The organism is Actinophytocola sp. (genome assembly GCF_035942955.1).
Lineage (GTDB): Bacteria > Actinomycetota > Actinomycetes > Mycobacteriales > Pseudonocardiaceae > DASYTH01.
The window spans coordinates 1-20,003 of record NZ_DASZCQ010000173.1 but is presented as its reverse complement, the minus strand read 5'-3'; the positions used below and the strand labels follow the sequence as shown (position 1 = coordinate 20,003).

Genomic DNA, 20,003 nt, shown 5'->3' with positions numbered 1-20,003 from the left:
CGCTCGTCCCCCCTGCTCAGGGACGAGCGCGCCGGCCGAGCGTCCTACCGGCGACGGCGGGGCCGTGGCGAGCGGTGGGCGTGGCGCCGGTAGGCGAACACCACGCCGGCGCCGGCGAGCGTTCCGAGGAAGATGAACGAGAACGCGCCGACCAGGATCCCGGCCAGGAGCACCAGGGCGGAGAGCACCATGAGGACCGCGAACGGCCAGCGGCGGATTCTCTGCTCGGGTCTGGGCTTCCAGTCCCGGAACGACTTCGCGAATTCGGGGTCCTCGATGTGCAGCCGGCTAGAGATCAACTCCAGTTGCTGTCGGTCGTACTGACTCAGCATGGCCATGGCTCCCTGAGCAGGGCGGCTAGCCGCCAGCCGTCGTTAACGCATCCCGGGGATAGCCGGATCGTTCAGCCCTAAACGTACGACGGCCCGCTCACGTCCAAGTAGAGCCCCGGTTGACCCTCCACAGTGGACATCACCGCCACCCGGCGGCGTGGGGTTGCTCCTGATGGCGGGTTTGCATCGCGATCTGCGAGGTAATTCCCCCAGGTTGAGCGAGATAAGGAGGCGTCATGCTAGCGCTCATCCTCGTCCTGTTACTCGTGCTCGCACTGGCCGGGTTCGGCTTCGCGTACAACTGGCTGTGGATCATCGCCGGGATCGTGCTGGTGGTCTGGCTGCTGGGCTTCGCGATGCGCGGGGCGGAGGGAGCCCGCTGGTACCGCTGGTAGCACGGGTCTGACGATCGGGGCGGCCCGGCTCGAGGGTTTAAGACCGTCGAGCCGGGCCATTCCCCTGTCATGAGACGCTGGTTGATCGTCCCGTATGTACTCCTCGTCGCCGGGTGCGGCGTCGACGAGCGGGCGGACACCGCCGGTCAGGCCGCCGAGGGCTTCGTCGCCGCGGTCGAGAACGGGGACATGTCGGCGGCCTGCGCCATGCTCGCCCCGCAGACCAGGGACGATCTGCTGACCGAGGCGCCGGACTGTGCCGAGGCGCTGAGCTCCCAGACGCTGCCCACCTCGCCGGTCGGCGAGGTCGCCGTCTGGGGTGACCGGGCGCAGGTGCACAGCGACGCCGGCATGCTGTTCCTCGCCGAGTTCGACGACGGCTGGAAGGTGGTCGCCGCCGGCTGCGAGTCACGCGGCGCCGACCTGCCCTATCGCTGTGTCGTAGGGGGTTGAGCCGATGCGACGAACGATCTTCGTGGTGTACCTGGTGGTGGTGTTCGGCGGCCTCGCGTACTTCACCACCGTCGGCCTGCTGCACATGTGAGGGGAACGGTATGAAGCGGTTCCTGCGGGACAACGGACTGAGTCTCACATTTGGACTGTTGTTCCTCCTGTCCCTGGTAGGGCAGGCCATCGCCGGGCACGTGGACTTCAACAACCGGCAGCTGGCCGACGGCGGCGCCACCGTGACGTTCTGGAGTTACCTCACGTCCTCCGAGTACGCCGTGGACGTCACCGAGAACTGGCAGTCGGAGTACCTGCAGTTCTTCGTGTTCGTGTACGCCACCGTGTGGCTGATCCAGCGCGGCTCCCCGGAGTCCAAGATGCCCAAGAGCGTCGGGCCGGAGTCGGACAAGGAACAACAGCTCGGCCGGCACGTCACGGACCAGTCGCCGCGCTGGGCCAAGGCCGGCGGCTGGCGCACGACGCTGTTCTCCAACTCGCTCGGCCTGATGATGGCGCTGCTGTTCGTCCTGTCCTGGTTCGCCCAGTCGGTCGCCGGGCTCACCGCGTACAACAGCGAGCAGCTCGCGCAGTTCGAGGACCCGGTGAGCTGGGGCGAGTACCTGGTCGCCGCCGACTTCTGGAACCGCACGCTGCAGAACTGGCAGTCGGAGTTCCTGGCCATCGGCTCGATGGTCGTGCTGAGCATCTACCTGCGCCAGCGGGGTTCCCCGGAGTCCAAGCCCGTCGGCGCGGCGCACGTGATCACCGAGGAGTCGGGGTGAGGCCGTCAGCCGTCTAGGAGCTGGCCAGCGCGGCGTCCACCGTCTGGAAGACCGGGAGCACCGACAGCAGGCCGGTGACCTCCATCGGTCGCAGCACGGCCCGGTTGGTGGCCACCAGCATGATCCGGGCACCGCGCTCCGCGGCGCTCTGCGATGCGGACACGATCTCGGCCAGCCCGGCGCTGCCCAGGAAGCTCACCTCGGTGAGGTCGAGCACGAGCACCCGGCTCTCCGACCCGAGGTTCGCCCGGATCCGCTCGCCAAGCGTGCCCGCGGTGAGCAGGTCGACCTCACCGGCCACGTGCAGGACGGCGACGCCGTCCCCCGGGCGGTCGACCGTGACCGTGAGCTGACCGCCCGACCGCGCCTCGTTCAGCGCCCGGACCGGACCGGTGTCGCCACCGGCGGGCTCGTCGGGCCCGGTCTCGGAGTTCGCCGGCTTTTGCACCGCCACCTCCTGGAGGCCGAGAAGTGAGCCGGGTGAGCCCGGCGGTCAACGTAGGTGCCCACCCTAAAGGCGAGCGGTAACGATGCCACGCCTAGGGGGTGGTCGACCTTATGGTTTGGCGCCGGAGAAACGGGGTACTCGCGCGCTGACGTGTGGCTTCGCCCGAGGACGGGACGGTGACCGGTGGCTCATCCGGACGGCGACCTACGGCGCATGCTCGACACCGCCCGGGCGCTCGCCGAGCGCACCGCGCTGGCGTCCTCGGCGGAGAAGGCCTGCGTCGAGGCGGTCGGCGTGCTGGCGCAGGCCGGCGACGACCTGCCGTTCGGCCTGATCTACCTGTTCGAGCACGTCACCGGCACCGCCCGGCTCGCGGGGAGCTGGGGCGAGGTGCCCGACGTGCTCGGCATGCCGCCGGCCGTCCCGCTCAGCAAGCTCGACGCCGGCAAGTGGCCGGCAAAGGCCGCCGCCCGGCGGGTCCGGGTCATGCCGTTCACCTCGCCCGGATCGGTCAAGTCGGACGGCGCGCTGATCGCCGGGGTCGGCCCGGACGGCGACCATCACCGGTCGATCGTCGAGCTGCTGGCGGCACAGCTCGGCGGCGCCGTGGCCGCGGCACGGGCCCGGTCCACCGAACGGCTCCGGGTCACCGCGCCCAACGCGCTGCGCGAGCTGGCCGACGCCAGCCACGCGCTGGCCACCAGCCTCAACGCCCCGGAGATCTGCCGGGTGGTGCTCGACCTCGTCCTGCCGGACCACGGCCTGTGGTGCGCGGTCTGGTTGGTGCGCTCCGACGACCTGGGCAACGACCATGTCGACGTGCGCCACGACGGGGCGTTCCCGGAGCACGCCGCCCTGTTACGCCAGGTGTTCCAGGGCACCGGCACGGACGTCCGCGGGCCGCTGGGGGTGGACGAGTGCCTGCGCTCGGCCAGGGTGGTCGCCCGGCCGGTCACGTCCGACCACTGGCCGGACGACATCCAGACCATCGGCGGCGCCACCGCGGTCACCGTCCCGATGCGGGCCAGGGGCCGGATCGTCGGGGCGATCACGTTCGGCCGCACCGAGCACGCCATCACCGAGATGGCCGACCTGAAGTACCTGGAGGAGCTGGCCAAGCGCGCCGCGCTGGCGTTCGACAACGCCGCCATGTATGCCGCCGAGCAGCGGATCGCGCTTGGCCTGCAGCGCTCGCTGCTGCCGCACGAGCTGCCGGAGATCAACGGCCTGCGGCTGGCGACCCGGTACCTGCCGGGCGCGCGCGGCACCCGGGTGGGCGGGGACTGGTACGACACGATCGCCTTGCCGGACGGGCGAATCGGGCTGTCGATCGGCGACGTCGTCGGCCACGGGGTGCGCGCCGCGGCGCGGATGGGCCAGCTGCGCACCGCGCTGCGCAGCTACGCCGTGCGCGGCCAGCAGCCCGCGCAGGTGCTCAAGGAGCTCGACGCGTACCTGCTCACCTCCGGTGAGTCACGCTTCGCCACCTGCCTGTACGCGGTGTTCGATGTGCGGACCGGGACGCTGCGGATCGCCAACGCCGGGCACCTGCAACCCTTGCTGCTGGTGCCGGGCCGGGCGCCGCGGTTCGTCCAGGCCGGGACCGGGGTGCCGTTGGGCGGTGCGTCCCGGCTGGTATCAAAGGGTCCGGCATTCTCCACGAGGACCGTGCGGATGCCGGCCAAGGCGGCGCTCGTGCTCTACACCGACGGGCTCGTCGAGTACAAGAACAGGATGCTGGACAACGGATTGGACCTCCTTAGCACCGCGCTGCGCGGCACGTTCGCCTCGGCCGAGGAGATCTGCGACCGCGCCCTCGCCGCGATGGAGATTGACGGCGACACCAAGGACGACACCACACTGCTTGTCTTGCAACGGATTTGACCCCATGATCGGGGAGATGGAGGCGGCTGGCTGGTGGATGAGAGCACGTCGGTGGAACTGATCGACGTCGAGCGGCAGCGGGCTCTCGCCGAGCGTGAGGTCATGCTCGAGCTGCAGCGCGCCACCCTTCCGGTCGGACTTCCGGTGCTGCCCGACCTCAGCGTCGCCGCCGAGTACCGACCCGCCGACCTGCCCAGATCCGCCGGCGGCGACTGGTTCGACGTCCTCTCCCTGCCCGACGGCACCCTGGCGCTCATCGTCGGCGACGTGGTCGGCTCCGGCCCCCTCGCCGCCGCCGTCATGGGCCAGCTGCGCGCCATCACCGCCGAGCGCCTGCAACGCGGCAACGGCCTCGACGAGGTGCTGCATGCCCTGGACGCGTTCGCCACCGGTCTGTCCGGTGCCCGCGGCAGCACCGTCTGCATCGCCATCGTCGACCGCGCCGTCCGCTCCGTGCAGTACGCCGTCCGCGGCCACCCCGCACCCCTCGTCGCCGCCGCCGACGGCGCCACCCGCTACCTGCGGGACTCGGCCGGCCCCCCGCTCGCCCTGCGCGGCACCGACCACCGGCTCGCCACCGCCACCCTGTCGCCCGGCGACACGCTCATCCTCTACTCCGACGGCGCCGTCGAGCAACCCGGCCGCACGATGGCCCAGGGCATGACCGACCTGTCCGGCCGAGTGTCCGAGGCGATCCGGTCCCAGGAGCCCGACGAACGCGCGCTGGCCGCCCTGGTCTGCTCGGCCGTGTCGGACCTCGCCGCCAGCGAGCTCCGCCACGATGACGTCAGCGTCGTCGCGGTCACCGCGATGTCCGCCCCGCCGACGGTGATGACCATGTCGGTCCCCGCCACCGCCGACCGCCTCGGCCCCGTGCGCCGGCAGCTGTCCGCCTGGCTCAGCGGGCTCGGCGCCACTGAAGACGATCTTCTCGCGTTGGAGCTCAGCGTCATCGAAGCCGTCACCAACTCCGTCGAGCACGCCTTCCCCGGCCCACCCGGCACCGTTCGGGTCAACGCCACCCTCAGCCACGACGGCACCGTCGTCGTGGTCGTGAGCGACGACGGCCGCTGGAAACCCCCGCAGCGCGACCCCGGGTTCCGGGGGCGCGGGCTCATCATGATGCGAGAATTCAGCGACGAGATCAGGCTGGATCCGTCGGCGAGCGGGACCACCGTCACCCTGGCCAAGACACTCCACCGGCCGGTGTCCCTCGACGGCGCCGCGCCTCCGTCCACTCGGTACATCGAGCAGACCGACCTGCAGATCGACCTTCAGGCCGGCAAAGAGGGTGTGACCATGTCGGTTTCCGGCGCAGTGGACTCGAGCAGCGTCGATCAGCTGCATGCGAGCTTGCTTGATGCTGGGCGGGGATCGTTGCCGTTGACGATAGTGTTGGACGCGGTGACGCTGTTGACGAGTGCCGGGCTGCGGACGTTGTATGAGCACGCGAGCCATTTGTTGACGTCGGGTCGGCGTATATGTTTGGTGGCCGAGGAGGGGACGCCGGCGCGGGATGTGTTGGCGGTGAGTGGGTTGGACAGGATCGTGGACGTTGTGGGACGGTAGGGGGTCCCGGGGGCTGGTGGGCCTGGGGGTTGTCGGGGGTCCGGGGGTCGGGTGGATTGTAGGCGCCGCGCCTCATTGTCAAGGGCGCTTCGCGTCGCTGCGCGATCGCGGCACTTTTGGGAATTGTGCACATTTGTTAATTGGCTGCGACCCTTGACAATGAGCCTCGCGCGCGGCGCCGGGGCAGGGAAGGGGCAGGGGTGCCCCTGCCTTTTGCCCGCCCGATCCCCGGACCCCGAATAGGTGGTTGTTGGTGTGGCCTCCGGAAATGGCGGGCGGGTGCGGTAGAACCGTGTTGTGAGTCGGCCGCAGAGTTTCTCGGGCCCGAGTGGGGGCAGAGCTTGCGGTTGCGCTTGTGCGGAAGGTCGCACAGATCCGCGTATTGCACGCGGAAATGCTGGAGATCGTCGCCGAGCTGGACCGAGAAAGGGCTGCGCAGGCCGCCGGGTATTCCAGCCTGGCCGCCTATCTGGTCGAGGCCACCCACATGGCCCGGGCCAAGGCGACCCGGCGACCCGGCTGGTCGCGCAGGCCGCCCTGATCACCGAGACGGTGACCCCGACCGGGCACGTCACCCCGGCGCCGCTGCCCACCGCACGGGAGGCGTTGCGGGAGGGCCTTGTGGATGGCGAGCACCTCGACGCGATCGCCAAGACCCTGGACCAGTTGCCCGACACGGCCACGATCGAGGATCGGGAGCTGGTCGAGTCCACTTTGGCCGTGACCGCCCGGACCAGCGAGCCGCACGTGGTGCGCAAGCACGGCGAGGTCCTGCTGGCCCACCTCAACGCCGACGGCCCCGAACCACGCGACGCCGACCCCACCCAGCCCGTCAACTCCTTCCGCTACCAGCGCACGCGCGACGGCGGAATGAAGTACGCCGGCCGGCTCGGCCACCAGGCCGGCGAGGAACTGCTGGCGGTGTTGGGCCCGCTGGCCAAGCCACAGTCCCCGCTGCCCGGCATGCCCGATCCGCGGTCGGAGGCCGAGCGCAACGGCGACGCGCTGGCCGACCTCATCCACGGTGCGCTCACCGGCGGTGCGCTGCCCACGCGCGGTGGGGAGAAGCCGCACCTGAACCTGGTGCTCGACTACAACAAGCTCCTTGAGGGCCTAGGCTCGGCGGCAGCAGACGGTGGCAGCGTGTTCTGCCCAACAGCGGTCCGCCAGCACGCCTGCGACGCCGAGCTGATCCCAATGGTGCTCAACGGCGACTCCGTCCCCCTGGACCTGGGCCGCAAGCGCCGCCTGGTCACCCTGGCCCAGCGGCGGGCGCTGATCGCCCGGGACAAGGGCTGCGCCTTCCCCGGCTGCCACCTGCCGCCGCGCTGGACCGACGCCTATCACATCCGCCACTGGCTCGACGGAGGCGGCACCGACCTGGCCAACCTCGTGCTGTTGTGCAGGCGCCACCACAAACTGTTGCATGACTCGGAATGGTCCATCGAAGTGGTCGCCGGCATTCCCTGGTTCCAGCCCCCGAAATGGGTGGACCCCGGCACAGAACCTCGTGCGCAACCTCCTGCACCACCCCCGGCAGTGAGCCCCGTCCAACCACCCGCATCCCTCGCATCCCACCCGACAAACCCGCGAGTCCACCCCTGCGCAAATGCCCACCCACCCAACCCTTCGCCCCCGTGCACCCTTTCTCATCACCCCGGTGCGCGCAATAGGGGCGGGCCGCCAGGCCTGCCCCCACATGGCGTGCCAAGGTGCCGCGGGAGGCTCGCGGTCAAGGGGCGCGGCCCCATTAACTAAAGCCCACTATTGCCGAAAGGGGCCGCGCTCGCGAAGCGACGCGCAGCGCCCTTGACGGCGAGTCGCGGCACCTTAAAATGCGCGCGGAGCGCCAACCCCGCCACCACCCCGACAAACAACCCCGCCCCCAGTCACCCACGGGGCAGGCGATGGTCGGGTGCGCGGCCGGCGGGTTGTTGGGGGGTGGGGTGTTGTGGGGCGGGTGGGATCGGGCGGGTGAGGGGCTCGTCGGCGGTGATGGTGATCTCTTCGCCGTGGTGGGTGGTGTGGACGACGGGGCCGGCGATGAGGCGGTAGGTGGCGGTGTCGGGGGTGACCTCGACGTGGAAATGGCTGCCGAGGTGGGTCATGCGGAATGCTATGCGGGACAGGGCAGGGGGGAGGCGGGGAGCGAAGGTGAGGGTGCCGCCGCAGTCTCGCATGCCGCCGAAGCCGGCGACGATTCCGATCCACGCGCCGGCGAGGGAGGCGATGTGGAGTCCGTTTTGGACGTTGTGGTGGAGGTCGTGCAGATCGGTCAGGGCGGCTTCGGCGAAGTAGTCGTAGGCGAGCTCGAGGTGGCCCACTTCGGCGGCGATGACGGCCTGGGTGCAGGCGGACAGGGACGAGTCGCGGACGGTGCGGGCCTCGTAGTAGGCGAAGTTGCGGGCCTTCTCCTCGGGGGTGAAGGCGTCGCCGCAGAGGTGCATGGCGAGCACCAGGTCGGCTTGTTTGACGACCTGGCGGCGGTAGAGGTCGAAGTAGGGGACGTTGAGCAGGAGGGGGTAGTGCTCGGGTGGGGTGGCGGCGAAGTTCCACTCGGCGTGCTCGGTGAATCGTTCGGACTGGGGATGGACGTCGAGGACGGAGTCGTAGGGGATGACCATGTTGTCGGCGGCTTTGAGCCAGGCGGCCACCTCGTCGGGGTCGACGCCGAGCCCGGCCGCCGCATCGGCCTGACGCTGGCAGACGGCGGCGGCGGCGCGGAGGTTCCGCCGGGCCATCAGGTTGGTGTAGACGTTGTTGTCCACGACGGCGGTGTACTCGTCGGGGCCGGTGACGCCGTCGATGCGGAAGCCGCCGTGCACGTCGTGGTGGCCGAGGGACATCCAGAGCCGGGCGGTTTCGACCAGCAGCTCGGCGGCGTGGGCGGCCTCGAAGTGCTCGTCGGCGGTCGCGGCGAGGTACCGGAGGGTGGCGTCGGCGATGTCGGCGTTGACGTGGAACGCCGCGGTGCCGGCCGGCCAGTAGGCCGAGCACTCGGCGCCGTTGATGGAGCGCCAGGGGAAGGCGGCGCCGCGCAGGCCGAGCGCCCTGGCGCGCTCGCGCGCGGTGTCCACAGTGGAGTGCCGCCAGCGGAGCGCGTCGCGGGCCGCCTCGGGCATGGTGTAGGTGAGGACCGGGAGCACGAACGTCTCGGTGTCCCAGAACGCGTGGCCGTCGTAGCCGGGGCCGGTCAGGCCCTTGGCCGGGATCGCCCGGCTCTCCCCGCGGGCCCCGGCCTGCAGCACGTGGTACAGCGCGAACCGGACCGCCTGCTGCAGCTCGGGATCGCCGTCCAGCTCGACGTCCGCGCTGGCCCAGAACTCGTCGAGAAACGCGCGCTGCTCGGCGAGCAGGCCCTCCCAGCCGGTCTGCAGCGCGCCGGACAGCGCGGCGTCCACCTGCGCCCGGATCGCGGGCGCCGAGCGCCGGGCCGACCAGCCGTAGCCCAGATACTTGGTCAGCACAAGGCGTTCCCCGGCGCCGACGTCCACGGCCGCGGTCAGCCGGGCCAGGTCCTCCTCGACCTGGATCTCCGAGCGCACCTCGTTGTCGCAGTCCAACTCGTGGTCCATCGCCGCGGCCATGCGCAGCTGGGACCGCTTGGTGCGGTGCACGAGGACGGCCCGGCAGTCCCTGGCCGAGGCGAACTCCGACTCGAGCGGCGCCCGCAGCGCGGCCGCCACCCGCGGATCGTTGCCGACCCGCTCGATCGGCTCGTTGGCCAGCAGGTCGGACTGCACGACGAGCTGCACCTGCCCGTCCATCGGCTCGACCTCGTACCGGATCGCGGCCACCGCCCGCTGGGTGAACGACACCAACCGCTCGGTGCGCAGCCGGATCCGTTGGCCCGTCGGCGATTCCCAGTCGGTGCTGCGACGCAGCGTGCCCGAGCGGAAGTCGAGCTCCCGGTGGTGCGCCACCGCCCGCCCGTAGCGCATGTCCAGCGGCTCGTCCTGCACCAGCAGCCGGATGATCTTCCCGTCGGTCACGTTGACCACGGTCTGCCCTGCCTCCGGGTACCCGTACCCGGCCTCGGCGTAGGGCAGCGGATGCTCCTCGTAGAAGCCGTTGAGGTAGGTCCCCGGCAGGCCCCGCGGCTCGCCCTCCTCGAACGTGCCCCGCATCCCGATGTGCCCGTTGGACAGCGCGAACGTGGATTCCGTTCGCCGCAACGCATCCAGATCCAACCCCACCCAGCGCAGCCGCCACGGATCGATCTCGTACGCACCCACGTCTACTCCAGAAGCTCGGCCAGGTCGTCGACAACCACATCGGCCCCCTGCGCCCGCAGCGCGTCGGCCTGATCCGCCCGGTTGACGCCGACCACGTAGCCGAACGCGCCCGCGCGCCCGGCCCGCACCCCGGCAAGGGCGTCCTCGAACACCGCGGCGTTCTCCGGCGCCACGCCGAGCGCCTTCGCGCCGGCGAGGAACGAGTCGGGGGCGGGCTTGCCGCGCAACCCGTCCCGCACGATCACCACGCCGTCGATCAGCGCCTGGACGAACGGCATCAGGTTCGCCGCGGTCAGCACCGCCGCGCCGTTGGCCGACGACGTCACCACCGCGATGGCCAGCCCGGCGTCGCGTGCGGCCTCGAGGTACCGCACCGAGCCCGGGTACGGCGTGACCCCGCGCTCGGCGATGATCCGCTGAACCAGCTCGTTCTTGCGGTTCCCGACGCCGTGCACGGTCTCGGCGGACGGCGGATCGTCCGGTTCGCCCTCCGGCAGCACGATGCCCCGCGAGGCCAGGAACTCCCGCACCCCGTCGAACCTCGGCCGGCCGTCGACGTGGTCGGCGTAGTCCCGATCGCTGAACGGAACGAACCCGGGCCCCTCCCGCCTGCGGAGGAAGTCGTCGAACATCTCCCGCCACGCGGCCCGGTGCAGATCAGCGGTGCTGGTCAGCACTCCGTCCAAATCGAAGAGACCCGCCCGGATGTGGTCCGGCAGACCGATCATGTAACAAAACGCTACCTCAGCCGAACCAGGCCGGCGCGTTGCCGGGCTTCCACTTGATGTTGCAGCCGATGCTCGGGACCTGGTCGCCGCCCACCGGCTCGCCGGCGAGCACGGCCTTGACCGCGGCGTCCAGCTCGGCGCCGGTGACCGGTTCGCCGTTGCTCGGCCGCGCCGCGTCGAACCGGCCCCGGTAGGCGAGCCGGCGGTCGGCGTCGAACAGGAAGAAGTCGGGCGTGCAGGCGGCCCGGTAGGCCAGCGCCACGGACTGGTCTTCATCCGTCACGTATGGGAAGGTCCAGTTCCATTCGGCCGCCTGCGCGGCCATGCGTTCCGGCCGGTCATCGGGGTAGGAGGTGGCGTCGTTGCTGTTGATGCCGATCACGCCGACGCCGGCCTCGACCCACTTCGCCGCCATGACGCCGAGCTGGCGGGCGATGTGCCGGACGTACGGGCAGTGGTTGCACACGAACGCCACCAGGGTGCCCCGCTCGCCGGCGACGTCGTCGAGCGACCATGATCGGCCGGACGGATCGGGCAATCTGAAGTCTGGAGCTTGCGTTCCCAGTGGGAGCATCGTGGACTCGACAGCGACCATGTGTCGACGGTACCCGGCGGGGTCCGGGAGCAAGGAAAGGGAACATCGTGGCTGAGGAACGTTGGCGGCTCGCCGTCGATCGGGAGGTATGCCAGGGCACCGGCATGTGCTCGTCGATCGCGGCCCAGCACTTCCGCCTGCGCGAGGGGTACTCCGAGCCGATCCACGAGGAGGCCGAGGCGTCCGACGACATCATCGACGCGGCCGAGAGCTGCCCGGTCGAGGCGATCCTGGTGACCTCGACCGACGACGGCCGGGTGATCGCGCCGGAGCCGTACTGATGAGCGAGCTTGCGGGCGAATCAATGTCACAGGGCGACCGCGAGCGGCGACACCGAGCCTGCGAGGGGTCGACGTGAGCAGGCGCCCGCCCAGCGTCGCGGTGCTCGGCGGCGGCTCGTGGGGCACCACGGTCGCCTCGCTGGCCGCGATGAACACCGAGACCACGCTGTGGGCCCGGGACGAGCGGACCGCCCGCGAGATCCGCGAGGAGCACCGCAACTCGCGGTACCTGGGCGACGCGCCGCTCACCCCAACCCTGCGCGCCACCGCCGACCTCGAGGAGGCGGTGCACGCGGCCGACGTGCTGGTGATGGCCGTGCCGTCGCAGTCCTTCCGGTCCGTGCTCGGTCAGGTCGCCGAGCACGTCCGGCCGTGGATCCCGGTGGTCAGCCTGGTCAAGGGCCTCGAGCAGGGCACGAGACGGCGGATGACCGAGATCGTGGCCGAGGTGCTGCCCGGGCACCCCGCGGGCGTGCTGGCCGGGCCGAACATCGCCAAGGAGGTGGTCAAGGGCTACGCGGCCGCGGCCACGATCGCCATGCCCGACCTGCGCTCGGCGGAGATGCTGCAGGACCTGTTCCGCACCAAGCTGTTCCGGGTCTACACCGGCACCGACGTGATCGGTGTGGAGCTGGCCGGCGCGCTGAAGAACGTGTTCGCGATCGCGGTCGGCTTCGGCGACGGGCTGGAGGCCGGGCACAACACCCGCGCCATGGTGATCACCCGGTCGCTGCGCGAGCTGTCCCGGCTCGGGGTCGCCATGGGCGGCACCGCGGACACCTTCGCCGGGCTGGCCGGCATGGGCGACCTGATCGCGACCTGCACCAGCCCGCTGTCCCGCAACCGGCACGTGGGCGTCGAGCTGGCCCGCGGCAAGAGCCTCGACGAGATCATCGCCGGGATGAACCAGGTTGCCGAGGGCGTCAAGACCAGCTCCGTGGTCATGAAGCTGGCCGCAGAGCACGGCGTGGACATGCCGATCGCCCGCGAGGTGGACTCGGTGCTCAACCACGGCCAGCCGGTGTTCGAGGCCTACCGCGGCCTGCTGCGCAAGGTCCCCGGCCACGAGGTGCACGGGGAGGCCTGGTGAGCGGAGCGAACCATCAAGCGCTGACCTGCCACCGAGGGACGAGGTGGCGGGGTTTCCATCACCGAGCTTGCGAGGTGATGGCGTGACCGTCGAGCACGTGGACGGCAGGTTCGCGGGCGCGGCCGGCGGTCAGATCTACTGGCAGGGCTGGGTTCCCGCCGAGGTCACCGGCGTCGTCGTGGTCTGCCACGGGCTTGCCGAGCACGGCGGCCGGTATGCCCACGTGGGCAAGCGGTTCGCCGCCGAGGGCTACGCCACCTACGTTAACGATCATCGCGGGCACGGCAGGTCCGACGGCGTCCGGGCCAACATCGACCGAATGTCCACTGTGGTCACCGATCTGGAGACGATGATCCGCAGCGCGGCCCAGCGCCACCCGGGCGTCCCGCTGTTCCTGTTCGGACACAGCATGGGCGGTCTGGTGGCGCTGGTCTACGCCACCGGCCGGCCGGCCGCCCTCGACGGGTTGGTGCTCAGCGGCGTCGCTCTGGACATCGCGCGGGGCGGGCGGGTCGAGCGGGTGGGCGCGCGGCTGATGTCGGCCGTGGCGCCGAACCTCGGCGTGCTCCGGCTGGACGCGACCGCGGTCAGCCGGGTTCCGGAGGTGGTGCGGGACTACGAGACCGACCCGCTGAACTACCGCGGCAAGATCCGCAGCCGCACCGGCGCGGAGATGCTGGCCGCCGCCGACGCGGTCACGGCGAAGCTGCCCACGCTGCGGCTGCCGCTGCTGGTGCTGCACGGCACCGCCGACCGGCTCACCCGGCCGGCCGGCTCCCGGCTCGTCGCCGACCGGGCGGCCGGGGCGGACGTCACGCTCAAGCTGTACGACGGCTGGTACCACGAGCTGCACAACGAGCCGGACTCGGAGACCGTGTTCGCCGACGTCGTGCGGTGGCTCAAAGAGCACGGCTGATGCCGGGTTGGCTGCTGGCCCTGCTCATGGCCGCGGCCGTGCTGGTCGGCTCCTGGCTGGTGCTGCTCCTGCTGGCGCGGCGGCTGCCACCCGGCCTGGCCAGGGACCTCGCCGCGTTCCTGCCCGACTGCGTGACGGCCGCCCGCCGGCTGCGCCGCGACCCGCGGGTGCCGCGCAGGGCGAAGGTGGCGGTGGCGTTCGCGGCCCTGTGGGTGCTGTCCCCGGTCGACCTGATCCCCGAGTTCATCCCGGTGATCGGCCCGCTTGACGACGTCATCGTGGTCGCCGTCGTCCTGCGCTACGCGGCCCGCGCGGTGCCCCGTGAGGTTTTGCTCGAGGCCTGGCCGGGCAATCCGGACCTGCTGAACCGATTGCTCGGGCCGGCCCGGCGCCAGGAACCGCCGGCACAGCCCGGCCGTTGAGCCGGTGACAGGAAGGATCATCATGGCACGACTGCTCCGCAAGCTGACCGTCGTCGCCGGCGCCGCCGAGGCCGCCAGGCGCTACGTTAAGAACAACCCGGAGAAGGTCAACCGGATGGCCGAGAAGGCCGCGCAGTTCGTCGACAAACGCACCAAGGGCCGCTACCACGGCAAGATCAACAACGCGGTGCGCAAGGTGCACTCGGTCACCGACAACCAGCGCGCACACTGAGCCTTACCCGCCCGCCATCCCCATTCCCGCAGCCCCCGGGGTTGACTTCAAGTCGGCTTGAAGCGCGACCCTTGGGGCATGGAAGCAACGACATCCTGGGCCACGGACCGCCCGGTGACCTCGCCGTTCGCCAAGCCCCGCGGGCTGCGCGGCCGGCTGGCCGGGCGGTTCATGCTTCTGCTCAACAAGCACCATGAGCTGCTCGATGTGCTCGACGTCCCGGCGGGCGGCCGGCTCCTCGAGGTCGGGTTCGGCCCAGGCGGGCTGATCCGCATGCTGGCCGAGCGGACGCGGGCCGAGCGGATCTGCGGCGTCGACCCGTCCGACGAGATGGTCGCGGCCGCCGCCCGGCACAACCGGTCCGCCGTCGCGGCCGGCCGGGTGGAGCTGCGGTCCGGCTCCGCGGCCGACACCGGCTACCCGGACGCGCACTTCGACCGCATCGTGTCCACCAACACCGTCGCGATCTGGCCGGACCTCGAGGCCGGGCTGCGCGAGCTGCACCGGGTCGTCCGTCCGGGTGGGACGGTCGTGCTGGCCTGGCACGGCGGCACGAACCCGCACCGCATCGCCCGCGGCCTGCGCCTGCCGGACGACAAGCTCGACCGGCTCCGGCGCGGGCTGGAGGAGTTGTTCGGCACCGTCACCCGGCACGAGCTGAAGAACTCCACGGTCTTTCGCGCTACGCGGCCTGCCGAGCGGTGAGCTCGACCGTCGCCCGCTGCGTCACCCCGTTCACCGTCACCGCAAGGGTGATCGTCGACGCGCGCATCGCGGTGAGCCGGCCGGTGTCCGGGTCGAACCACGCCGTGTGCCACGGCCGCAGCCCGCGCGGGTCGCCGATGTGCACGGTGGGCGACGCCGTCCAGTCCGCGGTGACCGGGTAGCCGACCGGAACCGTGCGCCCGGCCTGGGTGAGGCTCGCCGACACGGTCGCCGACCGCCCGGCCGGCAGCTCCGGCGGCGCGGTCAGGCTCAGCGTGTCCACATGCGGCCGCACCTCGGCCGAGATCCACCGACCGTCCCGGCACGGCGGCTGCACGCCCCACAGCGACCAGCCGGTGAACCCGCCCCGCTCCGGCCGGGTGGACGGGTTCTTGCCGGAGTTGCCGTTGACGAAGTACGGCACACCGTCCACATGAGACGCATGGAACGTGCCGACGTGCGCGCCGATGAACGCCGCGCCCTTGCCGGTGCGGGCGCGGAAGTCGCCGAGCCAGGATTCGATCGTGGCCGCCTCCTTGCGATCGGACAGCTCGCTGGCCCTTGCCGGCGTCGGGTCGCGCGGCGGCACGTGCTGCACCAGCACCACCGACTGCACGCTCCGGTCGCCCGCGGCCCGGTCCAGCTCGCGGCGTAGCGTGCGCAGCTGCGTCCAGTCGCTGCCGCGCAACGAGATCGCCGACGTGTCCACCGTGAGGAACCGGGTGCCGTTGTGGTCGAAGATCCGTTGCGAGTCGCCGAACGCCGCCCGGAAGTTGGCCACGCTGTTGTCTGCTCGCTCGTGGTTGCCGGGCACGTAGGAGAACGGCAGCCGCCCGGCCAGCTCCTCGTCCAGGATCCGCCGGGCAAGCGCGAAGTCGGCCGGCGACGCCTCGTCGACCAGATCCCCGTTGATGAGCAGGAAGTCCGGCCGGGCCGCAAGGATCTCGCGCAGCGTGCGGCGGGCGCTGCGCACGATCTCGCTGTCCGGGTCGCGGGCGACGAACTGCGCGTCGGACATCACCGCGAACCGCCACCGGGCGCCGGCCACCCCGCCGTCGGAGACCACCACCGGGTCGCGCACCACGGGCTCCGGCGGCACGTCGATCGACGGCGGCACCAGCGCGGTGAGCTGATCGATGATCACATCGCCCTGGTACAGCGCGTCCGCCCTGGTCTCCGCCGCGTAGAACCGGCGCAGCGTCAACGGATACGTCGTGCCCGGCGGCACCGCGAACTCCAGCTGCCGCCAGCCGGTGTAGGTGAGGAACCCGGCCCGGAACGCCGGCAGCAGCGTGCCGTTGCCGTCCCACACCTGCAGGCTGGCCCACTCGCCGTTGCCCGACGAGTGCACCCACAGCCGGATCGCCCGCGGCTGGCCGGGGAGCACCAGGCCCGCCGGGGCGAGCGCGCCGCCGGTGCGGATCTGGGTGGTCTGGGTGAAGTCGTAGGTCAGCCGCAGCCCGGCGCCTTCCTTGCCAGCCACCGGGGCGACGGCGCCGGGGGCGCGCTCGCCGAAGAACCGCCAGGCGCTCGGGTCGTCGAAGTCGGCGATGAGCACCTCGTCGAGCCCCACGGTGACCGGCAGGATCGTGCGCACGCCGGCGACCTCGACGGTGACCAGCGCCGAACCGGACGGCCGCTTGGCGGTCACGGTGAACTGGCCGTCCGCGCCGGGGAGGATGTCGAGCAGCTCCCGGTCGTAGGACAGCCGGACGTCGGCCGGCTCGACGGGCGCGCCGAACCCGTTGCGGTCGTAGCCGGCGACGCCGAACGTGCTCGCCTCGCCCGGTCCGGTCAGCGCGACCTGCTTGCGGGTGGATTCCAAGCGCGCCAACGGGTCCAGCACGGTGAGCTCGACCTTGCCCGCCGCGGCGCCGCTGAACGCGGTGACCGTGGCCGTGCCCGGCCGCCCGGCGCGGAAGACCCCGGCGCGGTCCACGGTTCCGGTGCGCGGCGAGTCGCTGCGCCACCGCGGTGTGCCGGCCGCAGGGCCGTAGGTCTCGTCGTACCCGGCCGCGGTCAGCGTGCGGATCAGGCCGGGGAACACCCGGTCCGGCCGCGCACTGGCCACTGTGGACGCTCCGGAGGCGCGGGCCGGGTCCAGCGCGGTCTCCACCCAGAACCCCTGCAGCCGCCCGCTGCCGCGCGGCGCGAACAGCGCAAGCCCGTTGGGCACCGGCCGCTCCGCGCCGTCCGACGGCCGGTTCTCCAGCTGCGGCGCCGGCGCGCCCGGCTCGCGCGCGACGATCGTGGTGGACCCGCCGCCGTCGAGGTTCAGCGCGTGGTACGCGCCCAGCTCGACCATCATCGTGGCCAGCTCGTCGAGGCCGAGCCCGTCGGAGAACGCCGGCTGCCGGCCGTCGGCGGTGAGCAGGAACATCCGCCGCCCGTCGGCGGAGAAGCCGATCGCGGTGCGCGGCGCGGCCGGAACGTTGTTGCCCTGGCTGGCTTTCTGCGGCACGCCGTCGACCACGAGCAGCTGCCGGCCGTTGATCGCGGCATGGATCCGTTGGCCCTGCTCGGTGCGCGCCCGGTAGTCGACGCCGACCTCGTCGCCGACGGCAAGACCGGCCAGCACCTCGGCGCCCCGCTCCCGGCCGACCAGCACCAGGCCGCGGGCCGGGATCTCGCCCTCGCCGGCCGCCGGGCGCACCGCGGTGACCCGGTTGTCGATCACCTCGACCTCGGTGACCGCGGCCGCGTCCTGGGTCGCCCGGCACCGGCAGTAGGTGCCCCAGAGCGTGCTGAACGCCTCGATCCCGTCCACCGAAAGGGTGGGCTTGTTGACCCCCGACAGCGGGACCGTCCGTCCACCCGGCAGGGTGATCCGGCCCTCGAAGAACACCTCGCCGATCGAGCCGATCCCGTCCGGCGTGAAGATCGCGGCGGACTTGCGCCAGGTCGGGTCGGCGTCGGGTGACTCCACCAGCTCGCCGGACCTGATCCCGACGCCGAGCGGCGCGGTGGAGTTGTTGATGTCGAAGAAGTCCCCGTTCACCGCGGCCACCGCCCCGGCCCGGCCGGCCTGCGCAGACAGCGGCTCGCCCTTGGCCACCCGGCCGGGGAACAGGTAGTCCACGGTCGTGCCGGCGGTGAGGTCGACGGTCAGGCTGTCGGCCTGCAGCCAGTTCGGCGTCCCGGTGAAGCCGTCCGGCCCGTACCGGTCGAACGACCGCAGCGTCACCCCCGGCGCGACCGGCCGCTCCCGCTGGTAGGTCTCGATCCTCGGCTCGATCGCCGCCAGCGTCCGTGCCCCGCCGCCGTCGAGGAAGTCGTCGCCGGGGTACGCCGCGCCATCGCTGGTCGCCAGGTCCGACGCGGGCACGGCAGGTTGGGCATGCGTGGGTGGAGGGCTCACCGCGATGATCGAGCCGGCCATCACCATCAGCACGAGCAGTCGCGTCATGCGGTGAGTAAACCGCCTCGGTGAGATCCTTTCCAGACCCAAGGGTGTCTGGAAAGAAAATCTCGGGTGACGCTCAGAGGGCCACGTCGGCCAGGCTGGTGCCCATGCGGGCCCGGTTCAGCCACGCGACGCTGGTGCCGCTGTTGCTGCCCGACCGGTAGACGCCCCACTTGTGGTTGATGTGGCTGCCCCACAACGTCGGGCCCGGGTAGCGGATCTGGCCGTTGCTGAACCGCTGCTGCGCCCCGTTCCACCAGAACTCCACCCAGCCGTCGCCGCCCCGCGACACCCGGAACCCGACCACGATCCGGTTCCACTGGTTCACCGGGAACCTGGTCGACCAGATGTGCCGGGTCGCGCCGGCGGGGGAGGTGAGCTGGAAGTGCAGCATGCCGTCGCCGACCGTGCGCAGCACGAACGGGCCCGACTTGGCCTGGTCGCCGCTCGCCCCGGAGATGTGCAGCTGGTAGACCGCGATCCAGGCGTTGTTCGGGTTGACGTTCCACAGCGCCCGCCAACCCATGTAGAGCGTGCGGCCTTCGTAGGATGAATTCAGCCGCAGCACCGAGCCGTCGGGGTTGCGCAGGCCCCGGCTCTCACACCGCTCCTTGCCGTTGTCCCAGTCCTGGGTCTGGTACCTGAAGCACTGGCCGAAGCTTCCCTGGGGGTCGTTCGCCACCGTGATCGAGCCCGGATCCCGCTCAAGGCCGTCGAACACGCTGGTTCCCCTTGCCGGATTGCCGTCCCAGAGGACGGACTGAGGTGTCACGTCCGCCGCGGCGGTCGCGGCGGTGGTCAGCGCGGGAGCCAGCGCGGCGGCGGCCGTGCCAAGTAGCACGCCGCGTCGGGTGAGTGCCATGGTGCCCTCCAGCAGGGTAGGAGGCGAATACATCCGATGTCTTACGGCTCCGCGGCGCGATTGGCAAGCAGGTGTCCCGGTGATCGGACTACCGGCGGGCCAGCACCGTGATCGGGGCCAGCGCGATCAGCCCGGCCAGCACGGCGAGCAGGGGGTAGCCGCCGAAGCCGAACAGCGGTCCCGCGGTCAGGCTGGCGACCGCCGACGATCCCCAGATGATCGCGTCGACCACGCCCTGCAGCTGGGTCCTGGTCTGTTCGGGCAGGTCCCGGCTCAGCACGCTGCTGCCGCCGACGAACGCGAGGTTCCACCCGTACCCCAGCAGGAACAGCGCGACCGGCAGGCCGACGCGGTGCGACGTGGGTAGCAGCGCGGCCAGCGCCGCGGCGGCCAGCAGGACCGCCACGCCGGCGACGACCGTGGCGCGCCCGCCGAGCCGGTCGGCGATCCGGCCGGACAGCGGCGCCAGGGCGAACATCCCGATCATGTGCGCGCTCAGGATCAGCCCGACCACGCCCAACCCGTGCCCGTGCCGCTCGAGCTGCACCGGCGTCATCAGCATCACCGACACCATGGCCACGTGCGCCGCCGCCATGGCCACAATGGACAGTCGAACGGCCGGCCGGCGGAACGCCGCGCCCACCTCGGCGGGACGCCGGCGCCGGGTGCGGTACGCC

The 20,003-nt window shown here is 71.5% G+C and carries 21 protein-coding genes; 13 read left to right on the top strand and 8 right to left on the bottom strand.

The genetic code is table 11. The features are described 5' to 3' along the window. Nucleotides 1-44 precede the first annotated feature (44 nt). Nucleotides 45-338, bottom strand: a complete 294-nt coding sequence (locus VGX25_RS17550) for a DUF3040 domain-containing protein (protein ID WP_326918881.1) — start codon at nucleotides 336-338, stop codon at nucleotides 45-47. Nucleotides 339-568: 230 nt separating this feature from the next. Between VGX25_RS17550 and VGX25_RS17545 the strand changes: the two genes are divergently transcribed. The 3 genes from VGX25_RS17545 (at nucleotide 569) to VGX25_RS17535 (ending at nucleotide 1,956) form a co-directional block, all read left to right on the top strand. Next, complete coding sequence (locus tag VGX25_RS17545; protein WP_326918880.1) at nucleotides 569-727, top strand: hydrophobic protein; 159 nt, start codon at nucleotides 569-571, stop codon at nucleotides 725-727. A gap of 69 nt (nucleotides 728-796) precedes the next feature. Continuing rightward, nucleotides 797-1,180, top strand: coding sequence for a hypothetical protein (locus tag VGX25_RS17540; RefSeq protein WP_326918879.1), 384 nt, complete (start codon nucleotides 797-799; stop codon nucleotides 1,178-1,180). A gap of 101 nt (nucleotides 1,181-1,281) precedes the next feature. Continuing rightward, complete coding sequence (locus VGX25_RS17535; RefSeq protein ID WP_326918878.1) at nucleotides 1,282-1,956, top strand: DUF6766 family protein; 675 nt, start codon at nucleotides 1,282-1,284, stop codon at nucleotides 1,954-1,956. 13 nt (nucleotides 1,957-1,969) lie between these two features. Here VGX25_RS17535 and VGX25_RS17530 read toward each other — a convergent pair whose 3' ends face one another. Next, nucleotides 1,970-2,404 (bottom strand): STAS domain-containing protein, encoded by a 435-nt coding sequence (locus tag VGX25_RS17530; protein ID WP_326918877.1) that lies wholly within the window; start codon nucleotides 2,402-2,404, stop codon nucleotides 1,970-1,972. Nucleotides 2,405-2,587: 183 nt separating this feature from the next. Here VGX25_RS17530 and VGX25_RS17525 point away from each other — a divergent pair, with 183 nt between their 5' ends. The 4 genes from VGX25_RS17525 (at nucleotide 2,588) to VGX25_RS17510 (ending at nucleotide 7,615) form a co-directional block, all read left to right on the top strand. Continuing rightward, the gene (locus tag VGX25_RS17525; RefSeq protein ID WP_326918876.1) at nucleotides 2,588-4,288 is read left to right on the top strand and encodes a SpoIIE family protein phosphatase; all 1,701 of its coding nucleotides are present in this window, start codon (nucleotides 2,588-2,590) and stop codon (nucleotides 4,286-4,288) included. Between the two features lie 33 nt (nucleotides 4,289-4,321). Next, a complete protein-coding gene (locus VGX25_RS17520) occupies nucleotides 4,322-5,857 on the top strand; it encodes a SpoIIE family protein phosphatase (RefSeq protein WP_326918875.1) in 1,536 nt (511 codons plus the stop codon). A gap of 355 nt (nucleotides 5,858-6,212) precedes the next feature. Then, nucleotides 6,213-6,398: a hypothetical protein gene (locus VGX25_RS17515; protein WP_326918874.1), complete on the top strand. Its 186-nt coding sequence runs from the start codon at nucleotides 6,213-6,215 to the stop codon at nucleotides 6,396-6,398. Nucleotides 6,399-6,409: 11 nt separating this feature from the next. After that, the gene (locus tag VGX25_RS17510) at nucleotides 6,410-7,615 is read left to right on the top strand and encodes an HNH endonuclease signature motif containing protein (protein WP_326918873.1); all 1,206 of its coding nucleotides are present in this window, start codon (nucleotides 6,410-6,412) and stop codon (nucleotides 7,613-7,615) included. Nucleotides 7,616-7,746: 131 nt separating this feature from the next. On the opposite strand, the gene VGX25_RS17505 is transcribed toward VGX25_RS17510, so the two are convergent. Genes VGX25_RS17505 through VGX25_RS17495 form a run of 3 tightly spaced genes read right to left on the bottom strand, consistent with a single transcriptional unit; the run spans nucleotide 7,747 to nucleotide 11,415 of the window. After that, nucleotides 7,747-10,092 carry a glycoside hydrolase family 65 protein gene (locus VGX25_RS17505; RefSeq protein WP_326918872.1) on the bottom strand — a complete coding sequence of 782 codons (2,346 nt, stop codon included), beginning with the start codon at nucleotides 10,090-10,092 and terminating at the stop codon, nucleotides 7,747-7,749. A gap of 2 nt (nucleotides 10,093-10,094) precedes the next feature. Next, nucleotides 10,095-10,820 carry a beta-phosphoglucomutase family hydrolase gene (locus tag VGX25_RS17500; protein ID WP_326918871.1) on the bottom strand — a complete coding sequence of 242 codons (726 nt, stop codon included), beginning with the start codon at nucleotides 10,818-10,820 and terminating at the stop codon, nucleotides 10,095-10,097. 16 nt (nucleotides 10,821-10,836) lie between these two features. Next, nucleotides 10,837-11,415 carry a thioredoxin family protein gene (locus tag VGX25_RS17495; RefSeq protein ID WP_326918870.1) on the bottom strand — a complete coding sequence of 193 codons (579 nt, stop codon included), beginning with the start codon at nucleotides 11,413-11,415 and terminating at the stop codon, nucleotides 10,837-10,839. 47 nt (nucleotides 11,416-11,462) lie between these two features. On the opposite strand from VGX25_RS17495, the gene VGX25_RS17490 reads away from it, so the two are divergent. From VGX25_RS17490 to VGX25_RS17465, 6 genes are all read left to right on the top strand, one after another. Beyond that, the gene (locus tag VGX25_RS17490; RefSeq protein ID WP_326918869.1) at nucleotides 11,463-11,696 is read left to right on the top strand and encodes a ferredoxin; all 234 of its coding nucleotides are present in this window, start codon (nucleotides 11,463-11,465) and stop codon (nucleotides 11,694-11,696) included. A 73-nt stretch (nucleotides 11,697-11,769) separates the two neighbouring features. Beyond that, entirely contained in the window at nucleotides 11,770-12,786 is a 1,017-nt protein-coding gene (locus tag VGX25_RS17485) for an NAD(P)H-dependent glycerol-3-phosphate dehydrogenase (protein ID WP_326918868.1), read from the top strand. A gap of 82 nt (nucleotides 12,787-12,868) precedes the next feature. Further along, the gene (locus VGX25_RS17480; protein WP_326918867.1) at nucleotides 12,869-13,702 is read left to right on the top strand and encodes a lysophospholipase; all 834 of its coding nucleotides are present in this window, start codon (nucleotides 12,869-12,871) and stop codon (nucleotides 13,700-13,702) included. After that, nucleotides 13,702-14,124 (top strand): YkvA family protein, encoded by a 423-nt coding sequence (locus VGX25_RS17475; protein WP_326918866.1) that lies wholly within the window; start codon nucleotides 13,702-13,704, stop codon nucleotides 14,122-14,124. Before VGX25_RS17480 ends, VGX25_RS17475 begins: the two co-directional genes overlap by 1 nt. A gap of 22 nt (nucleotides 14,125-14,146) precedes the next feature. After that, on the top strand, nucleotides 14,147-14,356 hold the full coding sequence (locus tag VGX25_RS17470) for an antitoxin (RefSeq protein WP_326918865.1): 210 nt from the start codon (nucleotides 14,147-14,149) through the stop codon (nucleotides 14,354-14,356). A gap of 78 nt (nucleotides 14,357-14,434) precedes the next feature. After that, nucleotides 14,435-15,061 (top strand): class I SAM-dependent methyltransferase, encoded by a 627-nt coding sequence (locus VGX25_RS17465; protein WP_326918864.1) that lies wholly within the window; start codon nucleotides 14,435-14,437, stop codon nucleotides 15,059-15,061. On the opposite strand, the gene VGX25_RS17460 is transcribed toward VGX25_RS17465, so the two are convergent. The 3 genes from VGX25_RS17460 to VGX25_RS17450 all read right to left on the bottom strand — a co-directional run. Continuing rightward, on the bottom strand, nucleotides 15,039-18,467 hold the full coding sequence (locus VGX25_RS17460; RefSeq protein WP_326918863.1) for a phosphodiester glycosidase family protein: 3,429 nt from the start codon (nucleotides 18,465-18,467) through the stop codon (nucleotides 15,039-15,041). The genes VGX25_RS17465 and VGX25_RS17460 overlap by 23 nt on opposite strands. Nucleotides 18,468-18,540: 73 nt before the next feature. Next, nucleotides 18,541-19,326 carry a heparin lyase I family protein gene (locus tag VGX25_RS17455; protein WP_326918862.1) on the bottom strand — a complete coding sequence of 262 codons (786 nt, stop codon included), beginning with the start codon at nucleotides 19,324-19,326 and terminating at the stop codon, nucleotides 18,541-18,543. Between the two features lie 88 nt (nucleotides 19,327-19,414). After that, nucleotides 19,415-20,003 (bottom strand): MFS transporter (locus VGX25_RS17450; RefSeq protein ID WP_326918861.1); only part of this gene is annotated, 589 nt, incomplete at its 5' end.